Origin of the sequence: Pararhodobacter aggregans (assembly GCF_003075525.1) — a bacterium.
In the GTDB taxonomy this organism is placed as follows: Bacteria; Pseudomonadota; Alphaproteobacteria; order Rhodobacterales; family Rhodobacteraceae; genus Pararhodobacter; species Pararhodobacter aggregans.
In genome coordinates, this window is sequence record NZ_QDDR01000018.1 from 32,105 (window position 1) to 52,405 (window position 20,301).

Sequence of the window (20,301 nt, forward strand, 5' to 3'; positions counted from 1 at the left end):
TGCCGGTCAGCGCATCGGATAGGGGTATTGCAGCCCCCCGTCGCGGGCGAGGCGGTTGGCCCCGCGGTCGGCCCCGGTCCGGCCGAAGTGGCGCTGCCACATCTCGCCATAATTGCCGACTTGCGCCACGATGTCATGCGCCCAGCTGGATTGCAGACCCAGCGCCTGGCCCAACGTGCCGTCCATGCCCAGGAAGCGGCGGATGGCGGGGCTGGATTCGGCGCCGAAGCTGTCCACATTCTCGGCCGTGATGCCCAGGTTCTCGGCGTTGACCTGTGCAATATGGGCGTAGCGGACGATGTCGAACCACAGCGGGTCACCCTTGCGCACCGCGCCGCTGAGCGGCTCGGCGCTGATGATCTCGGGCAGGACGGTGTAATTCGCGGCGTTGTCACCCAGCGAGGCGCGGAAGCTGATCAGCGCCGATTGGTCGATCATGTAGACATCGCAGCGACCGGCGAGGAAGGCTGCGCGCAGTTCCTCGCCCTCGGCGAAGAGGACCGGCGTGAAGCTCATCCCCTGCGAGGTGAAATAATCGCGCGCTGTCACTTCGCCCGGGCCCTGGATCGAGCAGACATTGGCGCCGTCGAGTTCGGTCGCCGAGGCGACGCCCAGCGAGGTCGGCACCAGAAAGCCGGTGCCGTCGAAATAATTGGTCGAGGCCATCTGCACGCCGGAATCCGTCTCGCGCGACATGGTCCAGGTGAGCTGGGCATAGAGCACGTCGATCTCGCCCGTCTGCAGCGCGGTCAGGCGCTGCGCCGGCACCAGCGGCACCCAGCGCACGGCATTGGCGTCGCCCAGCACCGCGGCGGCGACGGCGCGGCAGGAATCGGCGTCCATGCCCTGCATCACGCCCTGCGAATCCGGCAGCGAGAAGCCGAAGCTGCTGCCGATCACACCGCAGGCGACCTCGCCCCGGGCGCGGACCGCGTCAAGGGTGGGTGATGCCTGCTGCGCCGTTGCCGCGCCCGCCGACAGCATGGCGGTCGCGCCGGTCAGCGCGGCGGCCAAGGTGAACGTCCCGGTCTTCAATGGCATGGTTATCCCTCCCCAGTGCCTGGTCGAAACCGGCGCTCCGGCATTCGACTATTTGAGAAATTCCAGTCTTCATTTCTACGTTTTGTAAAAGACTGGCACGCAAGGTCGAATGCGTCAACACAAACTTCGACGCCATGGCAAACTTGGCTGCGAAACTCTACTCTTTGTCGAGGTAGTTGTAGATCGTGTGCCGGGTGACCCCCAGCCGCTCGGCTGCCATCTCGACGCTGGCGCGGACCAGGAACAGGCCCCGGTCGTTCATCAGCCGCACCGCCTGCGCGCGTTCCTCGCGGCTGAGATTGGCGGGCGTGGGCGACACGGCGGCGATGCTTTCTTCGATGATCTTCTGCACCATCGCATCGACCGAGACCGCAGCCTCGGTTTCGGCCTCGGCGGCGGCGACCATGGGCTGCGCGAACAGCCCGTCGACCAGCTGTCGCAGCTGGACCAGACGCGAGCGGTCGGCATTGGCGCAAAGCGCGGCGAAGGCCCGCCCCTTGTCGTCGCGGAACATCAGGCTGAGCGAATCCAGCGCGCGGCCGTCCGGCAAGCGGGTGTGATAATCGGCGATGACGGTGCAGGCCTCGTCGACCTCGCCATTCTCGATCAGCGCCTTCAGCCCCTTGTCGTCAAAGGGTCCCGAGATGATCGCGCTGCCGATCCCGCGCCCGCTGATCCGCCCGTTCGAGATGGCGACGACCGAGGTATCGGGCCGCGACAGGTCATGCAGCACCAGTTCCAGGTCCGGCCCCAGCAGCGCGCTGGTATGGTTCACCACCCATTTCAACGTCGCGATCACAAGCGCACATTCCCGCGGGCTGGACGGGATCGGAACGGCGTCGGCATTGGTGGGCACGGGGTCGGGCCTTTGGTTCAGGATCACACTCATGGGGCGACCGCCACGATCATAGACAGCTCGACCGGAAGATTCATCGGCAAAGCGTTGGTGCCGACAGCAACCCGGGCATGGCGCCCCGCCTCGCCCAGCACCGCGACCAGCAGGTCCGAGGCGCCGTTCATCACCAGATGCTGGTTGTAGAAACCGGGGGCTGAGGCGACATAGGCGGTCACGCTCTGGACCGACAGGATCCGTGACAATTCGCCCAATTCGGCCTTCAACGCAGCGAGGGCGTTGAGCGCCGTCAGGCGCGCCGCCTCGATCCCGGCTTCAAGGCTCACCTCGTCGCCCAATTGCCCGGTCAGGACGGGCGCGCCCCCCTTCAGCGGGCCCTGTCCAGACAGATGCAGCAGCCCTTGGTGCTGACGGGTCGGAAGATAGGAGGCCAGCGGTGCCTGCGCCGGCGGCAGAGCGAGGCCAAGTGCGGAAAGTCGGTCTTCGGGGGTCATGAATCCTGTCCGGCGAGGGCGACCAGCGCCGCGCAACAGGCAGCGAGATCGTCGGATGAATTGTAGAAATGCGGCGAGAGCCTGAGCATGGCGCCGCGCGGGCTGGTCCGGATGCCCTGTCTGTCCAGCGCAAGGGCGGTTGCCTCGGGGTCAGGCAAGCGCAGCGCGACGATCCCGGCGGCGGCATCCCGGGGCGTGGCGACGCTGAACCTGGCCTCGCTGAGCCGGGCGGTGAGTTCGGCCTGCAACTGCGCCACGCGGGCCTCGATCCGGCCATGTCCCAGAGCGTCGAGATAGTCGAGCGCGGCGCCAAGGGCAAAGATCCCGGGGTAATTGGCGTGCGAATGGGCAAGGTGGCGCGAGGGCGCGGGATTGGCGTAGCCACGTTGCCGCGGCTCAAGCCGGGCGCGCAGGCCCGGGCTGACCGTGCTGAGGCCAAGGCCGAACCCGGCCAGCGTCCATTTGAAGAAGGACGTGACATAGAGATCGGCCAGCGAGGCATCGACCGGCACCGCCCCCACCGCATGGACGCCATCGACGGCGAGGATCGTGCCCTCGGCCCGGCAGGCGGCGGCGAGGCGGGGCAGATCCACCCGCGTGCCGGTCTCCCAATGGACATGCGAGACGGCCAGCAGGTCGGCGCCCGGCAGGGCCGCGATCAGCGCCTCGGTGCGGGCGGCTTCGTCGGGGACCGGAACGCGGATCACCCGCGCACCCCGCGCCGCCAGCCCGTCGAGCGCCGCCTTGACCGAGGGGAAATCGTCCTCGGGCACCACCACGCGGTGACCCGCCGTCAGGGGCAGCGCCTGCATCGCCCGGGTCAGCGCATCCGTGCTGCTCGAGGCGAAATCGAGCCAGTCGGGCGCCACGTTCAGCAACCTCGCCAGTTGACCGGCGACCCGCTGGCGCTCGGCCATCCAGAGCGGTTGTGCGTCATAGCCCTGCGCCAGCATCTCGGCATACATCCGCGCCGCCGCCTCGCCGGTGCCGGGCGCCGCGAGCCCGGTCGCCGCCGTGTTCAGATAGACGCAACGGTCGAGATGCGGGAAATCCCGGCGGATCCGGTCGACATCAAGGGTTTCGGCCATGGGCACCAAGCCTCGGAACGAAGGCGCCATCGGGCGCGGTTCCGGAAGACTGGCACAGGGCCGGAGTCGAGTCTACAAAAAGTTGAATGATCGACAGTCTGTGAAATATCCTGGGCTAGGTGCCCTCGGCCTGGGCTTCCGCCTGATCCAGTTCGCGACGCAGGCGGGCTTCCTCGGCCGCCTTGGGCGTGCTGAACCCGGCGATCAGCAGATAGACCACCGGCAGCAGATAAAGCGTGACCAGCGTGGCCAGCCCCAGCCCGCCGACGATGACCCAGCCCAGAGCCTCGCGCGCTTCGGCCCCGGCGCCCTGCGACAGGATCAGCGGCACGCCCCCCAGCACGGTCGAGACCATGGTCATCATCACCGGCCGCAGCCGGATCACCGAGCCTTCCATGATCGCATCGCGCACGCTGCGCCCCTGATCGCGCAGCTGGTTGGCGAATTCGACGATCAGGATGCCGTTCTTGGCCATGATGCCGACCAGCAGCACCAACCCGATCTGGGAATAGACGTTCAGGCTGCCCCCGGTCAGCAACAGCGCCAGCAGCGCGCAGGCCAGACCCAGCGGCACCGTGGACATGACGATGAAGGCCGAGATGAAACTCTCGAACTGCGCGGACAGGACCAGGAACACGATCAGGATGGCGAAACCGAAGGTCAGGAAGATCCCGGCGTTGGTCTCGCCCAGCGTCGCGGCCTCGGCCAGCGGCACGATGCGGCTGCCGGCGGGCAGAACCTCGGCCGCCAGCGCCTGGACCTGCGACAGCGCGCTGCCCAGCGACAGGTCGTCCGTCAGGCTGGCGCTGATCGGGATCGATCGCATCTGCGATTCGCGGCCCAGTTCCGGCGCCACGGCGCGTTCCTCCAGCGTGACGAAGGTCGAGATCGGCACCATCTGCCCCGAGGCGGTGCGCATGAAGACCCGTTCCAGATCCGAGGGGTCGTTCACCGGATCGGCGGTGGACATGAGCTGGATGTCATGGCTGCGGTCACCGATGAAGACCGTGCCGACAGTGCGCCCGTCCAGCACCGCCTGCAGCGCCTCGCCCAGACCGGCGATCGAGATGCCGAGGTCCGAGGCGCGCGCGCGGTCCACCTCGATGAAGAGCTGCGGCTGCGTGGTGTCGTAATCGATCCGCACCTGGCCGAAGGCCGGATTGCGCTCCATCGCTGCGACAAGCTCGCTGGCCTGCGCGGCCAGCGCGTCATAGCTCGGGCCGACGATGGCGAAGGAAAGCCCCTGCCCTGCCCCGCGGATCCGCAGGCTGTTCGGCTGCATGGCGAAAGCACGGACACCGATCACCTGACGCATCAAGCCGTTGATCTCGCCGACAATCTCCTGCTGGCTGCGGGTCCGCTGGTCCCAGGGTGCCAGCGTCATCACCATGAAGCCGGAATTCGTCGACCCGCCGGCCCCGGCGATGGAGAAGAGGTTCGTCACCTCGCCCGAGTCCATCAGCGGCTGCAGCAGATCCTCGACCTCGCGCATCGCGGCGGCGGTATGGTCCAGCGAAACGCCCTGCGGCGCCGAGATGCGCAGAAGGGCGACGGCGCGATCCTCGGGCGGGGTCAGTTCCTGATGGATCAGCCCGGCCGAGAGGAACGCGCCGCCCGCGAAGAGCGCGCTGGCGACGATCACCACCATCGGTGCGGCCAGCGCCGCTTTCAGCGTCACCCGGTAGAAACCGGCCAGCGCATCGCCCAGCCGCTGCATCGGGCCACGTTTCGTCGGCGCCTTGTGGTCGCGCAGCAACCGGCTGGCCAGCACCGGGCACAGCGTCAGCGCCACGATGGAGGACAGCATCACCGCCATGGCCAGCGTGAAGCCGAATTCGCGGAACAGCCCCCCCGCCTGCCCCGGCAGGAACGACAGCGGCACGAAGACCGCGGCCAGCGTCGCGGTGGTGGTGACGACGGCGAAGAACACCTGCTGCGTGCCCAGAACCGCGGCGGCGCGTGCGCCCATCCCCTCGGCCCGGCGGCGGACGATGTTTTCCAGCACGACGATGGCGTCATCCACCACCATCCCGGTGGCCAGAACCAGCGCCAGCAAGGTCAGGATGTTGATCGAGAAACCGACGATCCAGATCGCCGCCAGCGTGCCGATCAGCGCCACCGGCATGGCGATGGCCGGAATGAAGGTCGCGCGCAGGTCCAGCAGGAACACATAGATCACCGCGATGACGATCAGCGTGGCAAGCGCCAGGGTCGAGATCACCTCGTCCAGCGCGCCCTGGATGAAGGTCGCGTCATCCGAGGTGATGGTCAGCGAGACATCGGGCGGCAGCAGCGGGCGGATCTCCTCGACGGCGCGGGTCACGGCGGCCGAGATGCTGAGCGTGTTGGATTGCGCCGCGCGGATGATGCCCAGACCGATCCCGGCCTCGCCATTGGCCCGCAGGATCGACTCGCCCAGCCCCGGCCCCATGCTGACCTGCGCCACATCGCCCAATGTCACCCCATCGGCCAGCACCAGCGCCTCGAATTGAGCGGGCGTGGTGATCGCGGCGGTGGTGCGCACCACCAGCGACTGGCTTTCCGAAGCCAGCGAGCCCGCCGGCGCATCATAGGACACGGTCGAGACGGCATCGCGGATGCTGGCCAGCGACAGGCCCCGCGCCGCCAGTTGCCGCATGTCGATGTCGATGCGGAACACTTCCTGCCGGTTGCCATAGACCTGCAGGTCAGCCACCCCTTCCGCCGACAGAAGCCGGTCCTGCACCAGATCCTCGATGATCCGGGTCAGATCCTGGGGGCTGCGCGTGGCCGAGGTCAGCGACAGCCGCATCACCGCATCGGCATTCGCATCGGCCTTGACGATGCGGGGCGCGTCGGCCTGATCGGGCAGGCTGTTGGTGATCCGGGCGATGGCGTCGCGCATGTCGGTGGCCGCCACATCGAGGTCCGTCGAAGTGGAAAATTCCACCGTCACTCGGCTGCGGCCGAAGCGCGAACTCGACGAAATCGCGCTGACGCCCGAGACGCGGCCCGCGGCGCCTTCGATCAGGGCGGTGATCTCGCGGTCGATGGTTTCGGGCGCGGCGCCGGCGTAATTGGTGGTGATGGTGATGACCGGGCGGTCGACGTCCGGCAATTCCCGCACCTCGCCGCCCAATCCCCCGGCGATCCCCGCCAGCAGGATCAGCGCGTTCAGCACGAAGGCCAGGATCGGCCGCCGGATCAGCGTGGCGGTGCCCGACAGATGCGCGCTGCGCTCGATACGGGTGGCCATGGCTCAGCCCTCGCCCTGCAGGGTCACGGGGGCGCCGGGGCGCACGGACTGCACCCCCTCGACGATCACCAGATCGCCGGGCTGGAAATCGGCCTCGACCATGACCGCCTGATCGGCGCGTTGCAGGATGGCGATGGGCAGGCGGGTCGCCACGCCCCCGCGCACCACCCAGACGAAAGCGCCCTCGCGGCTCCATTGCACGGCGAGCGGATCGACCGAGGCCGCCGGGATCCCCGGCAACGCGATGCGGATGGAAAAGGCCATGCCCGCGCGGAGCCGGTCCTCGGTGTTCTCCAGCCGGGCCTGAACCCTGAGCGTTCGGCTCGCGGCATCGACCCGGTTGTCGATCGCGCTGACATGGCCGGTCACCCTGCCCTGCCCGCCCGCGAGGATCTCGGCCTCGACACTGTCACCCATGCCGACACGGCCGACCATGCTTTCGGGAAGCCGGAACTCGACCAGCAGCGCGCTGCGGTCGTCGATCTGGGCGATCTCGGTCTGGGTGCCGACCTGGGTGCCGGGTTCCACGTTCAGGATGCCCAGCCAGCCGTCGATCGGCGCCAGCAGCGTGCGCTGGGTGAGGTCGAATTCGGCCTGTCGCAGCCCCAGCTCGGCCTGACGCACCGCCAGCTCCGCCTCGCGGATCTGCACATCGGTCGCAGCCCCCGAGCCACGCAATTGCTGCACCCGGTCGCGCCGGGTGCGGGCGTCGTCCAGCACCAGCCGGGCGCGCTCCAGACCGATCTCCTCGGCCTCGCTGTCCAGCCGCAGGATCACCGCCCCCGCCTCGACCCGCTGGCCCGATTGCACCAGAACCTCGGCCACATGCCCGGGCGTCTGGGGATAGAGCGTCACCGAACGCAGCGCCCGCCCATCGCCGATGGCCGCAATGGTATCGGCGACGCGCCCCTCGCCCGGCGGTTCCGCGCGGACCATGGCGCCGCCCCCTGCCCCGCGTGGCCGTCCTGCGTCCTGCGCCGCGGGTTCAGCCGCCTCGGCCGGGATGCCCACCTGATCCATGACCGGACCCAAGCCCCAGGAGCGCAGCAGACCGGCTGTCCCCGGCACCCAGAGCGCGGCGGCCCACAGGGCACCGCAAAGCAGCACGAGGCTCAGAAAGAGCTGTTTCCAGAATGCCATGAGCCGGTTCCGCCGTCATCGAGATACGAAATAGGTGATATCAGGTACGATGACATGAATGCACGTCGCAACAAGGTCAATTCGACTGTCCTGTCGAAGGGTTGACCGGGTGGCGGCGCCTCAGGCCGTTTCGCAGGCGATCTCGACGCTGGTGATCGCCGGATCGACACGCCGGGCCGCGGCCAGCAGTCGCCCGGCCAGATGGGTTCGCACATAGCTCGCCTGATAGCGGCCCCGGGCCACAAGCCTGAGCACGCCTTGCGGGCCCGGTTCCTCGCCCAGACCCTGCAACCAGGCGCGGGCGGTGTCGCCATCGCTTTCGGCGATCAGCTGCAGGACGCGCGGCCAGAGGATCCCCTCGGTCGCGGGCAGCGGGAAGCGCACGATCTTGGGATCGGGCGCCGGGGCCGGTTCGGCCGGGGTGAGGCGCGCGGCGAAATCGGGGCCGACAATGGCCCAGACCGGGCGGGTATCCTCCATCAGCCGCTCGATCCCCAGCCCGTATTCGGCCACCCTGCCCCGCGCCGCCTGCCGCTTCAGCCGCAGCCAGCCGCGTGCCCGGTATTCGGCCATGGCGCGCTTGACGGTGCGTTCGTCCACCGCCCAGAGTTTCGCCAATTCGCTCTGCGCCACGGCGAGCGTATCGCTGGCCCAGTTGTAGCGGGCGGTGATGGCCACCATGAGGCGCAGCACCAGCCGCTGCTCGCCCGGTGTCGCGGCAAGGCCCATGGTCCCCAGCGCCGTCAGCAGATCGTATTTGCGCGCTGCCGCCCCGTTGCCCAATGGTCTGACGGTACTCATGCCTGTCCCTTCGCTGTCCCCGATTCGGGGATGCTGCTCTGCTCTCGTCGGGTCTTGGTGCCCATTGTCCGGGATATGGCGCAGAGCTGTTGGCCTTCTCGCCAGCCATCCCAACGCTATTCCCGGTATGACGGGAATTTACGTTGGGAGCTTCGATGGTGTCAACGATTCTGTGACCGGGGCAATTCAGACCCCAAAACCAGATTTGAAAAATCCGGTTTATAGGTATTGGGGGACATCTTGACTGTCCCCTCAATGGCCGCCGCTTGTCCCCTCAAATCCCGGAACGGGCGCCGAATTGTCCCCCAATCCGTTTTCAGGGGGCGCCGAGCGCCGGTCAGCGATCCCCGCTCCGTCGGTTGCGCGCCCGAATCAGGACAGGGCAGAAACGCCTGCGAAGACAGGAGGAAAAGCCTGTTCCGTGTCCCCGCGGGGACAGAATAGCGGGAAACGTTGTTCAGGGGAACTTCTGGATTTGCGTTTTCCGATATTCCGCGTAAATTCCCGCCATCGAGCAAACAGCGTTGAGCGACCATGTACACACACGAAGACCTGGCGCGCCTGCAGGCGCAATCGTTGAAAATGCAGGGCTGGATTCGCCAGCAAACCTTCTCGCCGGAGAATGAGAAGACCCTGCGCCGCTTTTCCAGCTGGGAGCTGGGCGAGCTGATCCTCAAAGTGAATCAATCGACGCTGCGGGGCAAACTCGCGGCAGACCCCTCCCTGCCCCAGGGTCTGGTCGAGGAGGACGGGCGGCAACGCTGGTTCACCCTCGACGAGATCAACGAGATCCGCCGCCGGCTGCGCATCAACCGCCAGTCGCTGCTGCCGGCGCGTCCCGCTGGCAAGCGGGCGCTGCGCGCGGCCATCGCCAATTTCAAGGGTGGTGCCGGCAAGTCCACCGTGGCGCTGCATTTCGCCCATGCCGCGGCGCTGGACGGCTACCGCGTGCTGACGGTCGATTTCGACCCGCAGGCGACGCTCAGCCATTCGATGGGCCTCTCGGACGTGGCCGAGGAATTCACCGTCTGGGGCATCATGGCCCGCGACCTCACGCGTGAGACAGAGCGGATGAATTCCTCGACCCGCGGTGCGCAGAGCGGCACCGCCCTGCCCCAGCGTCGGCTCCCCGCCTCGATCACCGAGATGGGGCTCGCCGATCTGAGGCTTGCCGATTTCATCAAGCCGACCAGTTGGCCGACCATCGACATCGTGCCCAGCTGCGCCAATGCCGCCTTCGTGGAATTCGCCAGCGCCCAGTACCGGCACCTGAACCCGGAATGGTCCTTCTTCGCTGCGGTGTCACGGTTCCTCGATCAGCTGCCCGCGGACAGCTATGACCTCATCATCTTCGACTGCCCGCCCGCCATCGGTTACCAGTCGATGAACGCGGTCTTCGCGGCGGACATGCTCTACATCCCCTCGGGCCCCGGCTATTGGGAATACGATTCGACCACCTCCTTCATCGGCCAGCTGTCCGAGGCGCTGGAGGATCTGAGCCGTTTCTCCGGCATTGTCCCCGCGGGGACATTCACCCTGCCCAAGACCTTCCTCGATGTCCGCTTCCTGCTGACCCGGTTCGAGCCGAACAACGATCTGCACCGCGCGATGCAGGAGGCTTTCGGCAAGGTCTTCGGCGACCGCATGGCCGAGCACCCGATAGAGCTGACCCGCGCGGTCGAGCAATCGGGGCGCTTCCTGTCCTCGATCTACGAGATCGACTACCGGCAGATGACCCGCGAAACCTGGCGCCGGGCGCGGCTGTCCTTTGACCGCGCCTACGAGGAATTCCGCACCCATGCGCTGAAAGCCTGGGACCAGATGGGGGGTGAGGCATGAGCAAGCGGCGCATCTTCGACATCGGCTTTCCGGGCGACACGCCGCCGGTGGCCGAGCCTGCTGTCCCCGCGGGGACAGAGGCGCCCAGCAGGCGGGGCCCGATGGCCTCGGCCATCTCGGAGAACGCCGAGGCCCTGCGCGAGCGCGCCGAACTTGAGGCGCGGATCCGGCAGGAAAATGATTCGCTCGCTCATGAATTCGTGCGGTTGCGGCAATTGGGGCTGGTCGTCGATCTGATCCCGCTGGACCGCATCCGGGCCGACGAGATCACCCGGGACCGCTCGGCCGAGCGGGATGAAGAACTGGACGAGCTGAAGGAATCGATCCGCGAGATCGGGCTTTCCAACCCGATCCGCGTCGTCCAGCGCGGCGAGGGGTATGAACTGGTCCAGGGCTTCCGGCGGCTCACGGCGTATCGGGAGTTGCTGGCCGAAACCGGCGACGCGGCCTATGCCACGATCCCGGCCGGGCTGGTGCCGCCGGGCGAGGGGATCGAGCTGCTCTACCGCCGGATGGTCGATGAGAACCTGGTTCGGCGCGACATCTCCTTTGCCGAAATGGCGGAGCTGGCGCGCGCCTATGTCCGCGATCCGGAATGCCCGGCGGGGTCGCTGGACGAGGCGATCAAGACACTCTTTGCCTCGGCCAACCGGCAGAAGCGGATCTACATCCGCAACTTCGCGATGTTGCTCGATGCGATCGGCGAGGAGCTGGCGCATGCCCCGGCGATGCCGCGGGCGCTGGGATTGTCGCTGTGGAAGCGGGTCGAGAAGGAGCCGGGCTTCGTCAACCGGCTGGCCCGGCGCCTGCGGGCCGAACCCGAGCGGGACGCCGAGCGCGAGCTGTCCTTGCTGCGCGTCCTGGCCGATACGCCCGAGGCAGCGCCTGCGACCGGGGGCGAGGTCAAGCCGCGCAAACCCGGCGCCAAGACCACGCTGCGCGTCGCGCACGGGGCACAGATCGCGCAATGCACGGCCTCGGACGGGCGCGTCGAGCTGCGGCTGCCGCGCGACTTCTCGGCCATCGACCGGCTGCGGTTGGAAAAGGCGGTTGCCGCCTTTTTCGCGGCGCTCGATCAGTGAGTGTCCCCGCGGGGACAGATCGTCGGGGGGACAGATCGCCGGGGGGTCATTCCCCCAGCAGATCCGTCGCCGGATTGGCGCTGATCTCGACATCGGCGTAATAGCGCTGCGCCTGCACCGCCGAGCGGTGCAAGGACAGCGCCATCGCCGCGGCGAGCGGCGCGCCGTCCAGAGCGGCCTGCGTCAGGAACCCCGCACGGAGACCGTGCGGGGTCGCAAAATCCTCGGGCAGACCAGCCAGCGCCAGCCTGTGCCGCAGGATCACCCGCAGCGCGTCGGGGGCGAGGCGGCGGTTCAACACTCGGTCGCTGCGCGAAACCGGGCGGAAGAGCGGACCGTCGGTCAGGCCCGTCGTCTCGATCCAATGCACCAGCGCGCGGGCGGCGGGCCCTTTGAGCGGCAGGCGCGGGGCGTCACCCTTGCCGGTGGTCTTGGTCTCCAGCAGCCGCAGCCAGATCAGCCCCCGGGTCTTGAACGGCCTGAGGTCCACATCCGCCAGATCCAGCCCGGTGACTTCGGAGCGGCGCCGTCCGCCCGACGCGAAGGCCAGCGTCAGCATCGACCGGTCCCGGATGCCCCGCAGGCTGTCGTCGCAACTGGCCAGCAGCGCGGTCAGCACCTCCCGGGTGACCGGACGGGGCGACTTGGGCCTACGGGGACGGGCCAGCGCCTTGCGGGCCTTCTGGCGGGCCTGCTGCACCAGCGGCGCCGAGAAGGGCGAGGGCAGGTTCCGCATCCGGTGGAAGGCCCGCCAACTGGCGATCCGCCGGTCCAGCGTCGAGGGGGCAGGGGGCGTCAATGCCCGGCGCAGTCCCTGGGCGATCAGCGCCTCGGCCGCGTCCCGCGCGGGACCGGTTGCTCCGGTCAGATCCTCGGCATGGTGCAACAGGAAGCGCAGGGCGACGGTTTCATCCTCGGGCCAGGCGAGGGGGCGGGCGTAGACCGCCTGCTTCCAGGCGGCGATATAAGCAAGGTCGCTTTCCCAGGCGCGCAGCGTATTGGCCGGCGTGCCCCGGCGGTAGAGGTCGGTCAACGCCGCTTCGTCGTCCGACGAAAGAGCGGAGCCCGGGATAAGGGGCAGAGGCATGGGGCACCTGATGGCGAAAGCGGGCAGGGGGAGGGCGTTCTGGACGATTTCAGCGCCCAGCCTTGCGCATTTTCTCGCTCGGATCAAGAGTCACGATAAAGGATACTTATCGTGAGTAACTGGTCATACCAGCATCCACCAATGTGATGCTCAAAGTATCAGAATTATGCGCACTGAAGATCGTATGTTCTGATGCTATTGAGCGATTGAAATCCGCCGCACCCACCCTGGTTCCCGGTTCCGAGCCTCACGGCTGGACAACCTCGACGCCGGGCGGGTAGCGTTCGGCCCTCAGGCGGGGGAGGGAATTGCGTCATGGGCGCGGGCGGAACACCGGGGCAGGACCCCTTGGCCAGCGCCAGCGTTCTGGTCGTCGATGACGAGCCTGGGATGCGCCATTTTCTGGTCAAGACGCTGGAGCCGCTCTGCCGCCGGGTGGACGAGGCGGCGACGGCCGAAGGGGCCTCGGTCCTGCTGCGGCAGCGCCAGTACGATGTGATGGTGCTGGACAACATGATGCCCGGTCAGCGCGGCCTCGACTGGCTGGCCGAACAGCGGTTCCGGGGCGGGTTCGGCGATACGATCATGATTACCGCCTATGCCGATCTGGAAACCGCGATCGAGGCGGTGAGGGCGGGCGTATCGGATTTCGTGCTGAAGCCCTTCCGCTCGAATCAGATCCTGACCGCGCTGCGCCGCTGTCTGGAGATCGCCCGGCTCCGGCGCGAAAACCGGCTTTTGCTACGCGAGCTGGAGACGGTCGGTCTGGGAAAACGGCGACGCACGGAGCTGGTCGGCGCCTCGGCCGCGGTGTCCGAGGTGCGGACCCTGCTGGAGCGGGTGGCAAATGTGCCGACGCCGGTGCTGCTGACCGGCCCCTGCGGGTCGGGCAAGGAAGTCGCGGCCCGGCATCTGCACGCGCGCTCGGCCCGGGCCTCGGGGCCATTCGTCGCGATCCAATGCGGCTCCATCCCCAATGAGATGATCGAGGTGGAGCTATTCGGCCATTCGGCGGGCGCTTTCCCCGGGGCCAAGGATGCGCGCGAGGGGCTGCTGGCCTCGGCTGCCGGGGGGACGGTGTTTCTGGACGAGGTCGCCGAACTCAGCCCCGGGGCGCAGAATGCGCTCTTGCGGGTGCTGGAGGATGGCGTGATCCGCCCCGTGGGGACAGAGCGCGACCAGCAGCTGGATCTGCGCTTCGTGCTGTCGTCGAGCCGCCCGCTGTTGCCCGCGGTGGAAAGCGGGGCCTTTCGCGAGGACCTCTATTTCCGTACGACGGTGGTCGAGATCGCCATGCCATCGCTGCGCGAACGGGGCACCGACATCCTGGAGCTGGCCGAACTGTTCCTGAGCGAGATCTCGGCCGCGCATTCGTTGCCGAAGCTCGACCTGTCGCCCGCTCTGCGATCCGCGCTGCTGCGGCACGACTGGCCGGGCAACATCCGCGAATTGCGCAATTTCATCGAACGCTCGCTGATCTTCGGCCATTTCCCCATCGAGACGCTGAGCGCGCCGTCGAGCGATGCGCCGATCACGCCCTTGGAAGATCTTGAGCGGCGCGAGATCCTGCGGGCGCTGGATCTGACCGGCGGCAACCGGAGCGAGGCGGCGCGGCTTCTGGGTGTTTCGCGCAAGACCATCGACCGGAAATGCGCGGCCTGGGGGTTCTGAATGGAGCGGCAGAAGCGCTGGATCACTTCGGTGCGCGTGCGGCTTCTGGTCATCGCGCTGTTGCCGATGGTGGTGCTGCTGCCCCTGATGCTGGGCGGGACCATGTGGCGCTGGTCGGGCAAGATCGACGACATCCTCATCAACAAGGTGACGGGCGATCTGACGATCGCCGATCAATACCTGCGCCGGTTGGTCGAATTCTCGGGGGAGCGGGTCGATGCGGTGGCGCGTTCGACCGATCTGCGGGATGCGATCACGGCCGAGGGGCTGGCGGCCTTTCTTGAGGGGGAGCGGCAGCGGCTGGGCCTCGATTTCCTCTATCTGGCCGATGCAGAGGCCGCCGGGCGCTGGCCGGTCGTCACCGCCGCATTGAATGGCCGCTGGCACAGCGCCGTCGACATCTTCACGGCCGAGGACCTGTCCGCGCTGGACCCGGCGCTGGCGATCCGCGCCGCGCTGCCGCTGGTGCCGACCCGCGGCGCCGTGCCGACCGAGCGCAGCGTCGAGAATCGCGGGATCGTCATCCATTCCGCGGCGCCCGTGCGGCTGCCCGGGGGTGGGCTGGCGGCGCTGGTCGGGGGGACGCTCCTGAACCAGAACCTCGGCTTCATCGACACAATCAACGACCTCGTCTACCGCGAGCAAAGCCTGCCCGAGGGCAGCCAGGGTACCGCCACGCTGTTCCTGGAGGATGTGCGCGTCTCGACCAATGTGCGGCTGTTCGAGAATGTGCGCGCGCTCGGCACAAGGGTTTCGGCTGAGGTGCGGGCGCAGGTACTGGATCAGGGGCGGATCTGGCTGGACCGGGCCTTCGTGGTGAACGACTGGTATATCTCGGCCTATGAGCCGATCGTCGACAGCTTCGGCCAGCGGGTCGGCATGCTTTATGTCGGCTTTCTGGAAACCCCGTTTCGCGAGGCCAAGCGCAATTCGGCGCTGGCCCTGACCGGGGCCTTCCTGCTGATCGCACTGATGTCTATCCCGATCTTCCTGCGGTGGGCGGGCCGTATCTTTCTGCCGCTCGAGGGGATGAACCGCACGATGGCCCAGGTCGAGGCGGGGGACCTTCAGGCGCGCAACAACGTGGACGGCCATCCCGACGAGATCACGCAGGTGGCCGCGCATCTGGACACGTTGCTCGATCAGGTGCAGGCGCGCGACCGCGAATTGCGCGACTGGGCCGAGAGCCTGGAAGCCAAGGTCGAGGAACGCACCGCCGATCTGCGCGAGGCGAACCGGCAGATCGAGCGCACAACCGAGCGGCTTATCATGTCCGAAAAGCTGGCCACGGTGGGCGAGATCACCGCCTCGGTCGCGCATGAAATCAACAATCCGGTGGCGGTGATCCAGGGCAATCTGGACCTCGCGCGCAGCATCCTGGGCGAGGCGGCCGCTCCGGTGCGCGAGGAATTCCGGCTGATCGACGATCAGGTCTACCGCATCAGCGTCATCGTTTCGAAACTGCTGCAATTCGCCCGGCCCGAGGATTATTCCGGCGCCCGCACCCTGATCGTCCCCGCCGATGTGGCCCGCGATTGTCTGGTCCTGACACGGCGCCAGCTGGAGGCGGCGGGAATCCGCGTCGAGACCCGGTTCGACAGCGCCGGGCAGGTCAGCATGTCGCGCACCGAGCTGCAGCAGGTGATCGTCAATCTGGTGCTGAACGCGGTCCATGCCATGCCCGAGGGCGGGGTGCTGAGCGTCGGCACCGAGGCGCGGGACGGGCATCTGGTCATCACGCTGGCCGATACCGGCACCGGCATGCCGCCGGAGGTCCTGTCGCGGATCTTCGATCCCTTCTTCACCACCAAGCAGGCGCAGGGAACCGGGCTGGGCCTGTCGATCAGCCAGCAGCTGGTGGGGCAGGTCGGCGGCCGGATCTCGGCCCGGTCCGAGCCCGGCAAGGGCACGCGGTTCGAAATTTCTTTGCCCCTCGCCCCGGGCGGGTGATCCGGTCACTTTGACGCAAATCGGCGCGGTCGGCGCGGTGCCCGCGGGACAGAATGTCCCAAACGGGGCGGGCCGGGGCATGCGCAGGCGGACAGAATGTCCGATATTGCCAATCTAAGTCATTGTTATTTATGTAGAAAATTCTTGACAGGAAAGGTGCGGACGGTGCCATTCGTCTGTGGCATGCCGTCGCATGCTGCCACAGGGACCCGCGGTAGGAGGCCGCGACCCCGGGGAACCGACAGGGAGGATCGAGAATGAGCAAAGCGTCAGGGGGCGCGCTGGGGTTCTTGCACAAGAGCCACATCGTCGCCGAACCGGGATACAACCGCTGGCGGGTGCCGCCCGCCTCCATCGCCATCCATCTGTGCATCGGATCGGTCTATGCCTGGTCGGTGTTCAACCCGCCGCTGACGCGGGAACTGGGCGTCGTCGCCTCCTCGGCCGAGGACTGGAGCCTCAGCTCGGTCGTCTGGATCTTCTCGGTCGCCATTGTCTTCCTGGGCCTCGCCGCCGCCTTCGCCGGCAAGTGGCTGGAAGAGGTCGGTCCCCGCATGGTCGGTGTCGTCGCCGCGATCCTCTGGGGCGGCGGGTTCATCATCGGCTCGTTCGGGATCTCGACCCATCAACTCTGGCTGCTCTACCTCGGCTACGGGGTGCTGGGCGGCTGCGGGCTTGGGCTGGGCTATGTCTCGCCGGTCTCCACGCTGATCCGCTGGTTCCCCGACCGCCGCGGCATGGCCACCGGCATGGCCATCATGGGCTTCGGCGGCGGCGCGATGATCGCCACGCCGGTCAAGGGCTGGCTGCTGGAGATGTTCCAGACGGCGCCCGATTTCCTCGGCGCGCAGGATGCCGTCGCCACCATCGTCGAGAACGGCCGCGTCTTCGCTGAAACCGCCGCCGGCCGGGTCGAGGTGGTGATCGCCACCGCCGCCCAGGCCGCGCCCTTCGGCGGCGAGGCGGGCGTCTATGTCATCGGTACCGGCAACACCGGCGCTGCGGGCACCTTCATGACGCTGGGCGTGGTCTATTTCATCGTCATGATCCTGGCCGCCTTCCAGTACCGCGTGCCCGCGCCCAACTGGAAACCGGCGGGATGGGAGCCCAAGCCCGTCGCCTCGGGTATGGTCTCGCAGAACCACGTCCATATCGACCAGGCGCTGAAGACGCCGCAATTCTGGCAGCTGTGGATCATGCTGTGCTTCAACGTGACCGCCGGGATCGGCGTGATCGGCGTGGCCAAGACCATGATGTCCGAGATCTTCGGTTCGGTGATGCCGCTGATCGTGACCGCCGCCTTTGCCTCGACCTATGTGTTCATGATCTCGGTCTTCAACATGGTGGGGCGGTTCTTCTGGGCCTCGACCTCGGATTACATCGGGCGCAAGGCCACCTATACCTGTTTCTTCGCGCTGGGGACGCTGCTTTATCTCTCGATCCCCTATTTCGCGAGCGCGGTGGCCACCAACCCGGCGATCATCTATCTGGTCGGCTTCTACATCGCGACGATGATTATCTTCTCGATGTACGGCGGCGGCTTCGCCACGATCCCGGCCTATCTGGCCGATATGTTCGGCACCATGCATGTGGGCGGCATCCACGGGCGCCTGCTGACCGCCTGGTCGCTGGCCGGGGTGCTGGGGCCGCTGGCCATCACCTCGCTGCGCGAGATGTCCGTCAACAGCGCGATCCGCGACCTCGCCTCGCGCGTCGATGCGGCGTCCTTTGCCGAGCGGTTCGGCGCGCCGCTGGCCCAGCTCGACCAGCTGGTCGCGGCGCGGACGGTGACCATCGCCCGGCTGATGGAGATTGCGCCCGCAGGGACCATCGACCCGACGCCCTCGCTCTACAACACAACGATGTATTGCATGGCGGCGCTGCTGGTGGTGGGCTTCATCGCCAACATGATGATGCGGCCGGTGAAGGAGCACCATCACCACGACGCGCCTGCGGCCGCCCGAGTTCCGGGCGAATAACCCGGGCGGACAGTCCCAACCGCTGTCCGGCGAACGGCCCCCTCACGGGGGCCGTTTCTGCTTTCAGCCGACCCGGGCGAGGGGGGCGGGGGCCAGGAACCGCGCAGGGTCCCGGGCGATCTGTGCGATGGCGTCGAGGATCAGATCGGCCTTCCCGTCGGTCATCAGCGCGCTCAGGTTGAAGCGGGTGAAACCGGGCCGGGCGGTGTCGTCGCCCGCCTGGATGCGCCGGCGGATCTGGTCGCTTTCCGCCTGATCGATGCCGAACAGCCGGTGCCCATAGGGGCCGGCGCAGGCACAACCGCTGCGGGTCTGGATGCCGAAATGATCGGACAGCGCCCGTGTGATCTGCTGATGCCGGTCGCGCCCCTCCAGCCAGAACGAGAAGAAGGGCAGGGCGGGCGCCGAGGTGCCCTTGCCCGCGTAATGGAAGCCGGGCAGCGCGTCGAAGGCTGCCACCGCCCGGGCCCGCAGCGCGGCGTGGCGGGCGTCCAGCCAGTCCTGGCCCATCGCCTCCTTCACCGTGACGGCGAGCGCCGCGCGGATGTCGCCCAGGACGTTGGGCGTGCCCGCTTCCTCGCGCGTCTCCAGCGAGGCGCTGTAATCGTGTCCCCATTCCGAGACATAGGTTACCGTGCCGCCGCCCGGCCAGACCGGGGTATCGCGCCGCGCGGCGTCTTTGCTGAGGATCAGCACGCCCGAGGCGCCCGGTCCGCCGATGAACTTGTGGGGTGAAAAGACGATGGCGTCCTTCTCGTGGTCGGTGCCCGCGTCCATCGACATGGCGATATAGGGGGCGCCGCCCGCGTAGTCCCAGACCGCCAGCGCCCCGTGGCGCTTCAGGATGCGCGTCACGGCCACCGTATCGGTCAGGATGCCGCTGACGTTCGACGCGGCGGAAAAGGCGCCGATCACTGGCCGGCCTTTGGCCGCTTTGAGTTCCGATTCCAGTGTGCTCAGGCACGGGCCGCCGGTCGCCGGATCCTCGGGGATCTCGCGCAGCTCGGCGCCGGATTCGCGCCAGGGCAGGATGTTGGAATGATGCTCGTAAGGCCCGATCAGCACCAGCGGCCGCCGCCCCGCCGCCACGTCCTGCGGTACGCCCAGCAACGCGACCAGCCGGTTCAGCCCCGCCGTGGCGCCCGAGCCCGCGAAGATCGTGGCGAAGCGCGGGTCCGCGCCGCAATGCCGGGCGATCACCGCTCGCGCCTCGCGCCGCAGACGCGTGACGAAGGCGCCGCAATGCGAGCCCTCGGTATGGCTGTTGGCATAGAAGGGCAGCACTTCTTCCAGCACTGTCGTTTCCACCTGACGCAGCGCCCGGCCCGAGGCGACGTAATCGGCGTAGATCAGCGGGCGCGGCCCGAAAGGCCCGTCGATGACCTGCCCGTCGCCGATCAGCCCCTGTCGCAGACGCTGGAGGCAATCGGGGCCGTCGAGCTGGTTGCGGAAACGGTCGAAGAAAGGGGTCTCGGGCATGGGGGCTCCTGTCGTTGGGCAAAGGCTACCCAAGCTGGACACAAAAAATTTCATCGAACTTTGTCCGGCCTTCGGCTATTTTCGATCACATGAACGATGAAGCCCCAAAATTGGACGAGATTGATCGCCGTATCCTGCGCGCGCTGCAACGGGACGCATCCCAGCCGCAGCGTGCGCTGGCCGAGGCCGTGGGCCTCAGCCAGAACGCCTGCTGGCGGCGGCTCAACCGCTTGCAGGCCGAGGGGGTCATCAAGGGTCAGACAATCCGGCTGGATGCGGCCGAGCTGGGCCTGCCCTTGACCGTCTTCATGATGATCCGTACCCGCAACCACTCCCGCCCGTGGCTGGAAACCTTCCGGCGCGAGGTTCTGGCGATCCCGCAGGTGATCGACATGTACCGGATCGCCGGGGAATACGATTACATCCTCAAGGTCGTGGCCGCCGACATGAACGGGTTCGATCAGGTCTATCAGCGGCTGATCGCCCGGCTGGAGCTGGAGAATGTGACGTCGCTTATCACCATGGAATCGATTGCCGCCGGGCGCGACATTCCGATCTGACG

At 67.5% G+C, this 20,301-nt stretch carries 15 protein-coding genes; 6 read left to right on the forward strand and 9 right to left on the reverse strand.

Features of this window, described 5'->3' with window-relative positions; genetic code table 11:
- Positions 1-6: 6 nt before the first annotated feature.
- The 7 genes from DDE23_RS23210 to DDE23_RS23240 form a co-directional block, all read right to left on the reverse strand.
- On the reverse strand, positions 7-1,041 hold the full coding sequence (locus tag DDE23_RS23210; protein WP_107750919.1) for an amino acid ABC transporter substrate-binding protein: 1,035 nt from the start codon (positions 1,039-1,041) through the stop codon (positions 7-9).
- 157 nt (positions 1,042-1,198) lie between these two features.
- Complete coding sequence (locus tag DDE23_RS23215; RefSeq protein ID WP_107750918.1) at positions 1,199-1,930, reverse strand: helix-turn-helix transcriptional regulator; 732 nt, start codon at positions 1,928-1,930, stop codon at positions 1,199-1,201.
- Positions 1,927-2,388 (reverse strand): RidA family protein, encoded by a 462-nt coding sequence (locus DDE23_RS23220; RefSeq protein ID WP_107750917.1) that lies wholly within the window; start codon positions 2,386-2,388, stop codon positions 1,927-1,929. Before DDE23_RS23220 ends, DDE23_RS23215 begins: the two co-directional genes overlap by 4 nt.
- Positions 2,385-3,476, reverse strand: a complete 1,092-nt coding sequence (locus DDE23_RS23225; RefSeq protein ID WP_157958112.1) for an aminotransferase class V-fold PLP-dependent enzyme — start codon at positions 3,474-3,476, stop codon at positions 2,385-2,387. The genes DDE23_RS23220 and DDE23_RS23225 overlap by 4 nt, the downstream gene beginning before the upstream one ends.
- Positions 3,477-3,591: 115 nt before the next feature.
- On the reverse strand, positions 3,592-6,711 hold the full coding sequence (locus DDE23_RS23230) for an efflux RND transporter permease subunit (RefSeq protein ID WP_107750915.1): 3,120 nt from the start codon (positions 6,709-6,711) through the stop codon (positions 3,592-3,594).
- Between the two features lie 3 nt (positions 6,712-6,714).
- Entirely contained in the window at positions 6,715-7,851 is a 1,137-nt protein-coding gene (locus DDE23_RS23235; RefSeq protein WP_107750914.1) for an efflux RND transporter periplasmic adaptor subunit, read from the reverse strand.
- Between the two features lie 120 nt (positions 7,852-7,971).
- The gene (locus tag DDE23_RS23240) at positions 7,972-8,652 is read right to left on the reverse strand and encodes a hypothetical protein (RefSeq protein WP_107750913.1); all 681 of its coding nucleotides are present in this window, start codon (positions 8,650-8,652) and stop codon (positions 7,972-7,974) included.
- Between the two features lie 534 nt (positions 8,653-9,186).
- Here DDE23_RS23240 and DDE23_RS23245 point away from each other — a divergent pair.
- On the forward strand, positions 9,187-10,491 hold the full coding sequence (locus DDE23_RS23245; protein ID WP_107750912.1) for an AAA family ATPase: 1,305 nt from the start codon (positions 9,187-9,189) through the stop codon (positions 10,489-10,491).
- On the forward strand, positions 10,488-11,573 hold the full coding sequence (locus tag DDE23_RS23250; protein WP_107750911.1) for a ParB/RepB/Spo0J family partition protein: 1,086 nt from the start codon (positions 10,488-10,490) through the stop codon (positions 11,571-11,573). Before DDE23_RS23245 ends, DDE23_RS23250 begins: the two co-directional genes overlap by 4 nt.
- 46 nt (positions 11,574-11,619) lie before the next feature.
- Here the strand turns inward: DDE23_RS23250 and DDE23_RS23255 are convergent, their stop codons facing one another.
- The gene (locus DDE23_RS23255) at positions 11,620-12,660 is read right to left on the reverse strand and encodes a tyrosine-type recombinase/integrase (protein WP_107750910.1); all 1,041 of its coding nucleotides are present in this window, start codon (positions 12,658-12,660) and stop codon (positions 11,620-11,622) included.
- Between the two features lie 315 nt (positions 12,661-12,975).
- On the opposite strand from DDE23_RS23255, the gene DDE23_RS23260 reads away from it, so the two are divergent.
- The 3 genes from DDE23_RS23260 (at position 12,976) to DDE23_RS23270 (ending at position 18,260) form a co-directional block, all read left to right on the forward strand.
- Positions 12,976-14,331: a sigma-54-dependent transcriptional regulator gene (locus DDE23_RS23260; RefSeq protein ID WP_107750909.1), complete on the forward strand. Its 1,356-nt coding sequence runs from the start codon at positions 12,976-12,978 to the stop codon at positions 14,329-14,331.
- Complete coding sequence (locus tag DDE23_RS23265; protein ID WP_107750908.1) at positions 14,332-16,281, forward strand: sensor histidine kinase; 1,950 nt, start codon at positions 14,332-14,334, stop codon at positions 16,279-16,281. It abuts the gene before it with no gap.
- Between the two features lie 257 nt (positions 16,282-16,538).
- Positions 16,539-18,260, forward strand: coding sequence for an OFA family MFS transporter (locus DDE23_RS23270; RefSeq protein ID WP_107750907.1), 1,722 nt, complete (start codon positions 16,539-16,541; stop codon positions 18,258-18,260).
- 63 nt (positions 18,261-18,323) lie between these two features.
- Here DDE23_RS23270 and DDE23_RS23275 read toward each other — a convergent pair whose 3' ends face one another.
- Entirely contained in the window at positions 18,324-19,739 is a 1,416-nt protein-coding gene (locus tag DDE23_RS23275) for an aminotransferase class V-fold PLP-dependent enzyme (protein ID WP_107750906.1), read from the reverse strand.
- 89 nt (positions 19,740-19,828) lie between these two features.
- Here DDE23_RS23275 and DDE23_RS23280 point away from each other — a divergent pair, with 89 nt between their 5' ends.
- Entirely contained in the window at positions 19,829-20,299 is a 471-nt protein-coding gene (locus DDE23_RS23280) for an Lrp/AsnC family transcriptional regulator (RefSeq protein ID WP_107750905.1), read from the forward strand.
- Positions 20,300-20,301 lie beyond the last annotated feature (2 nt).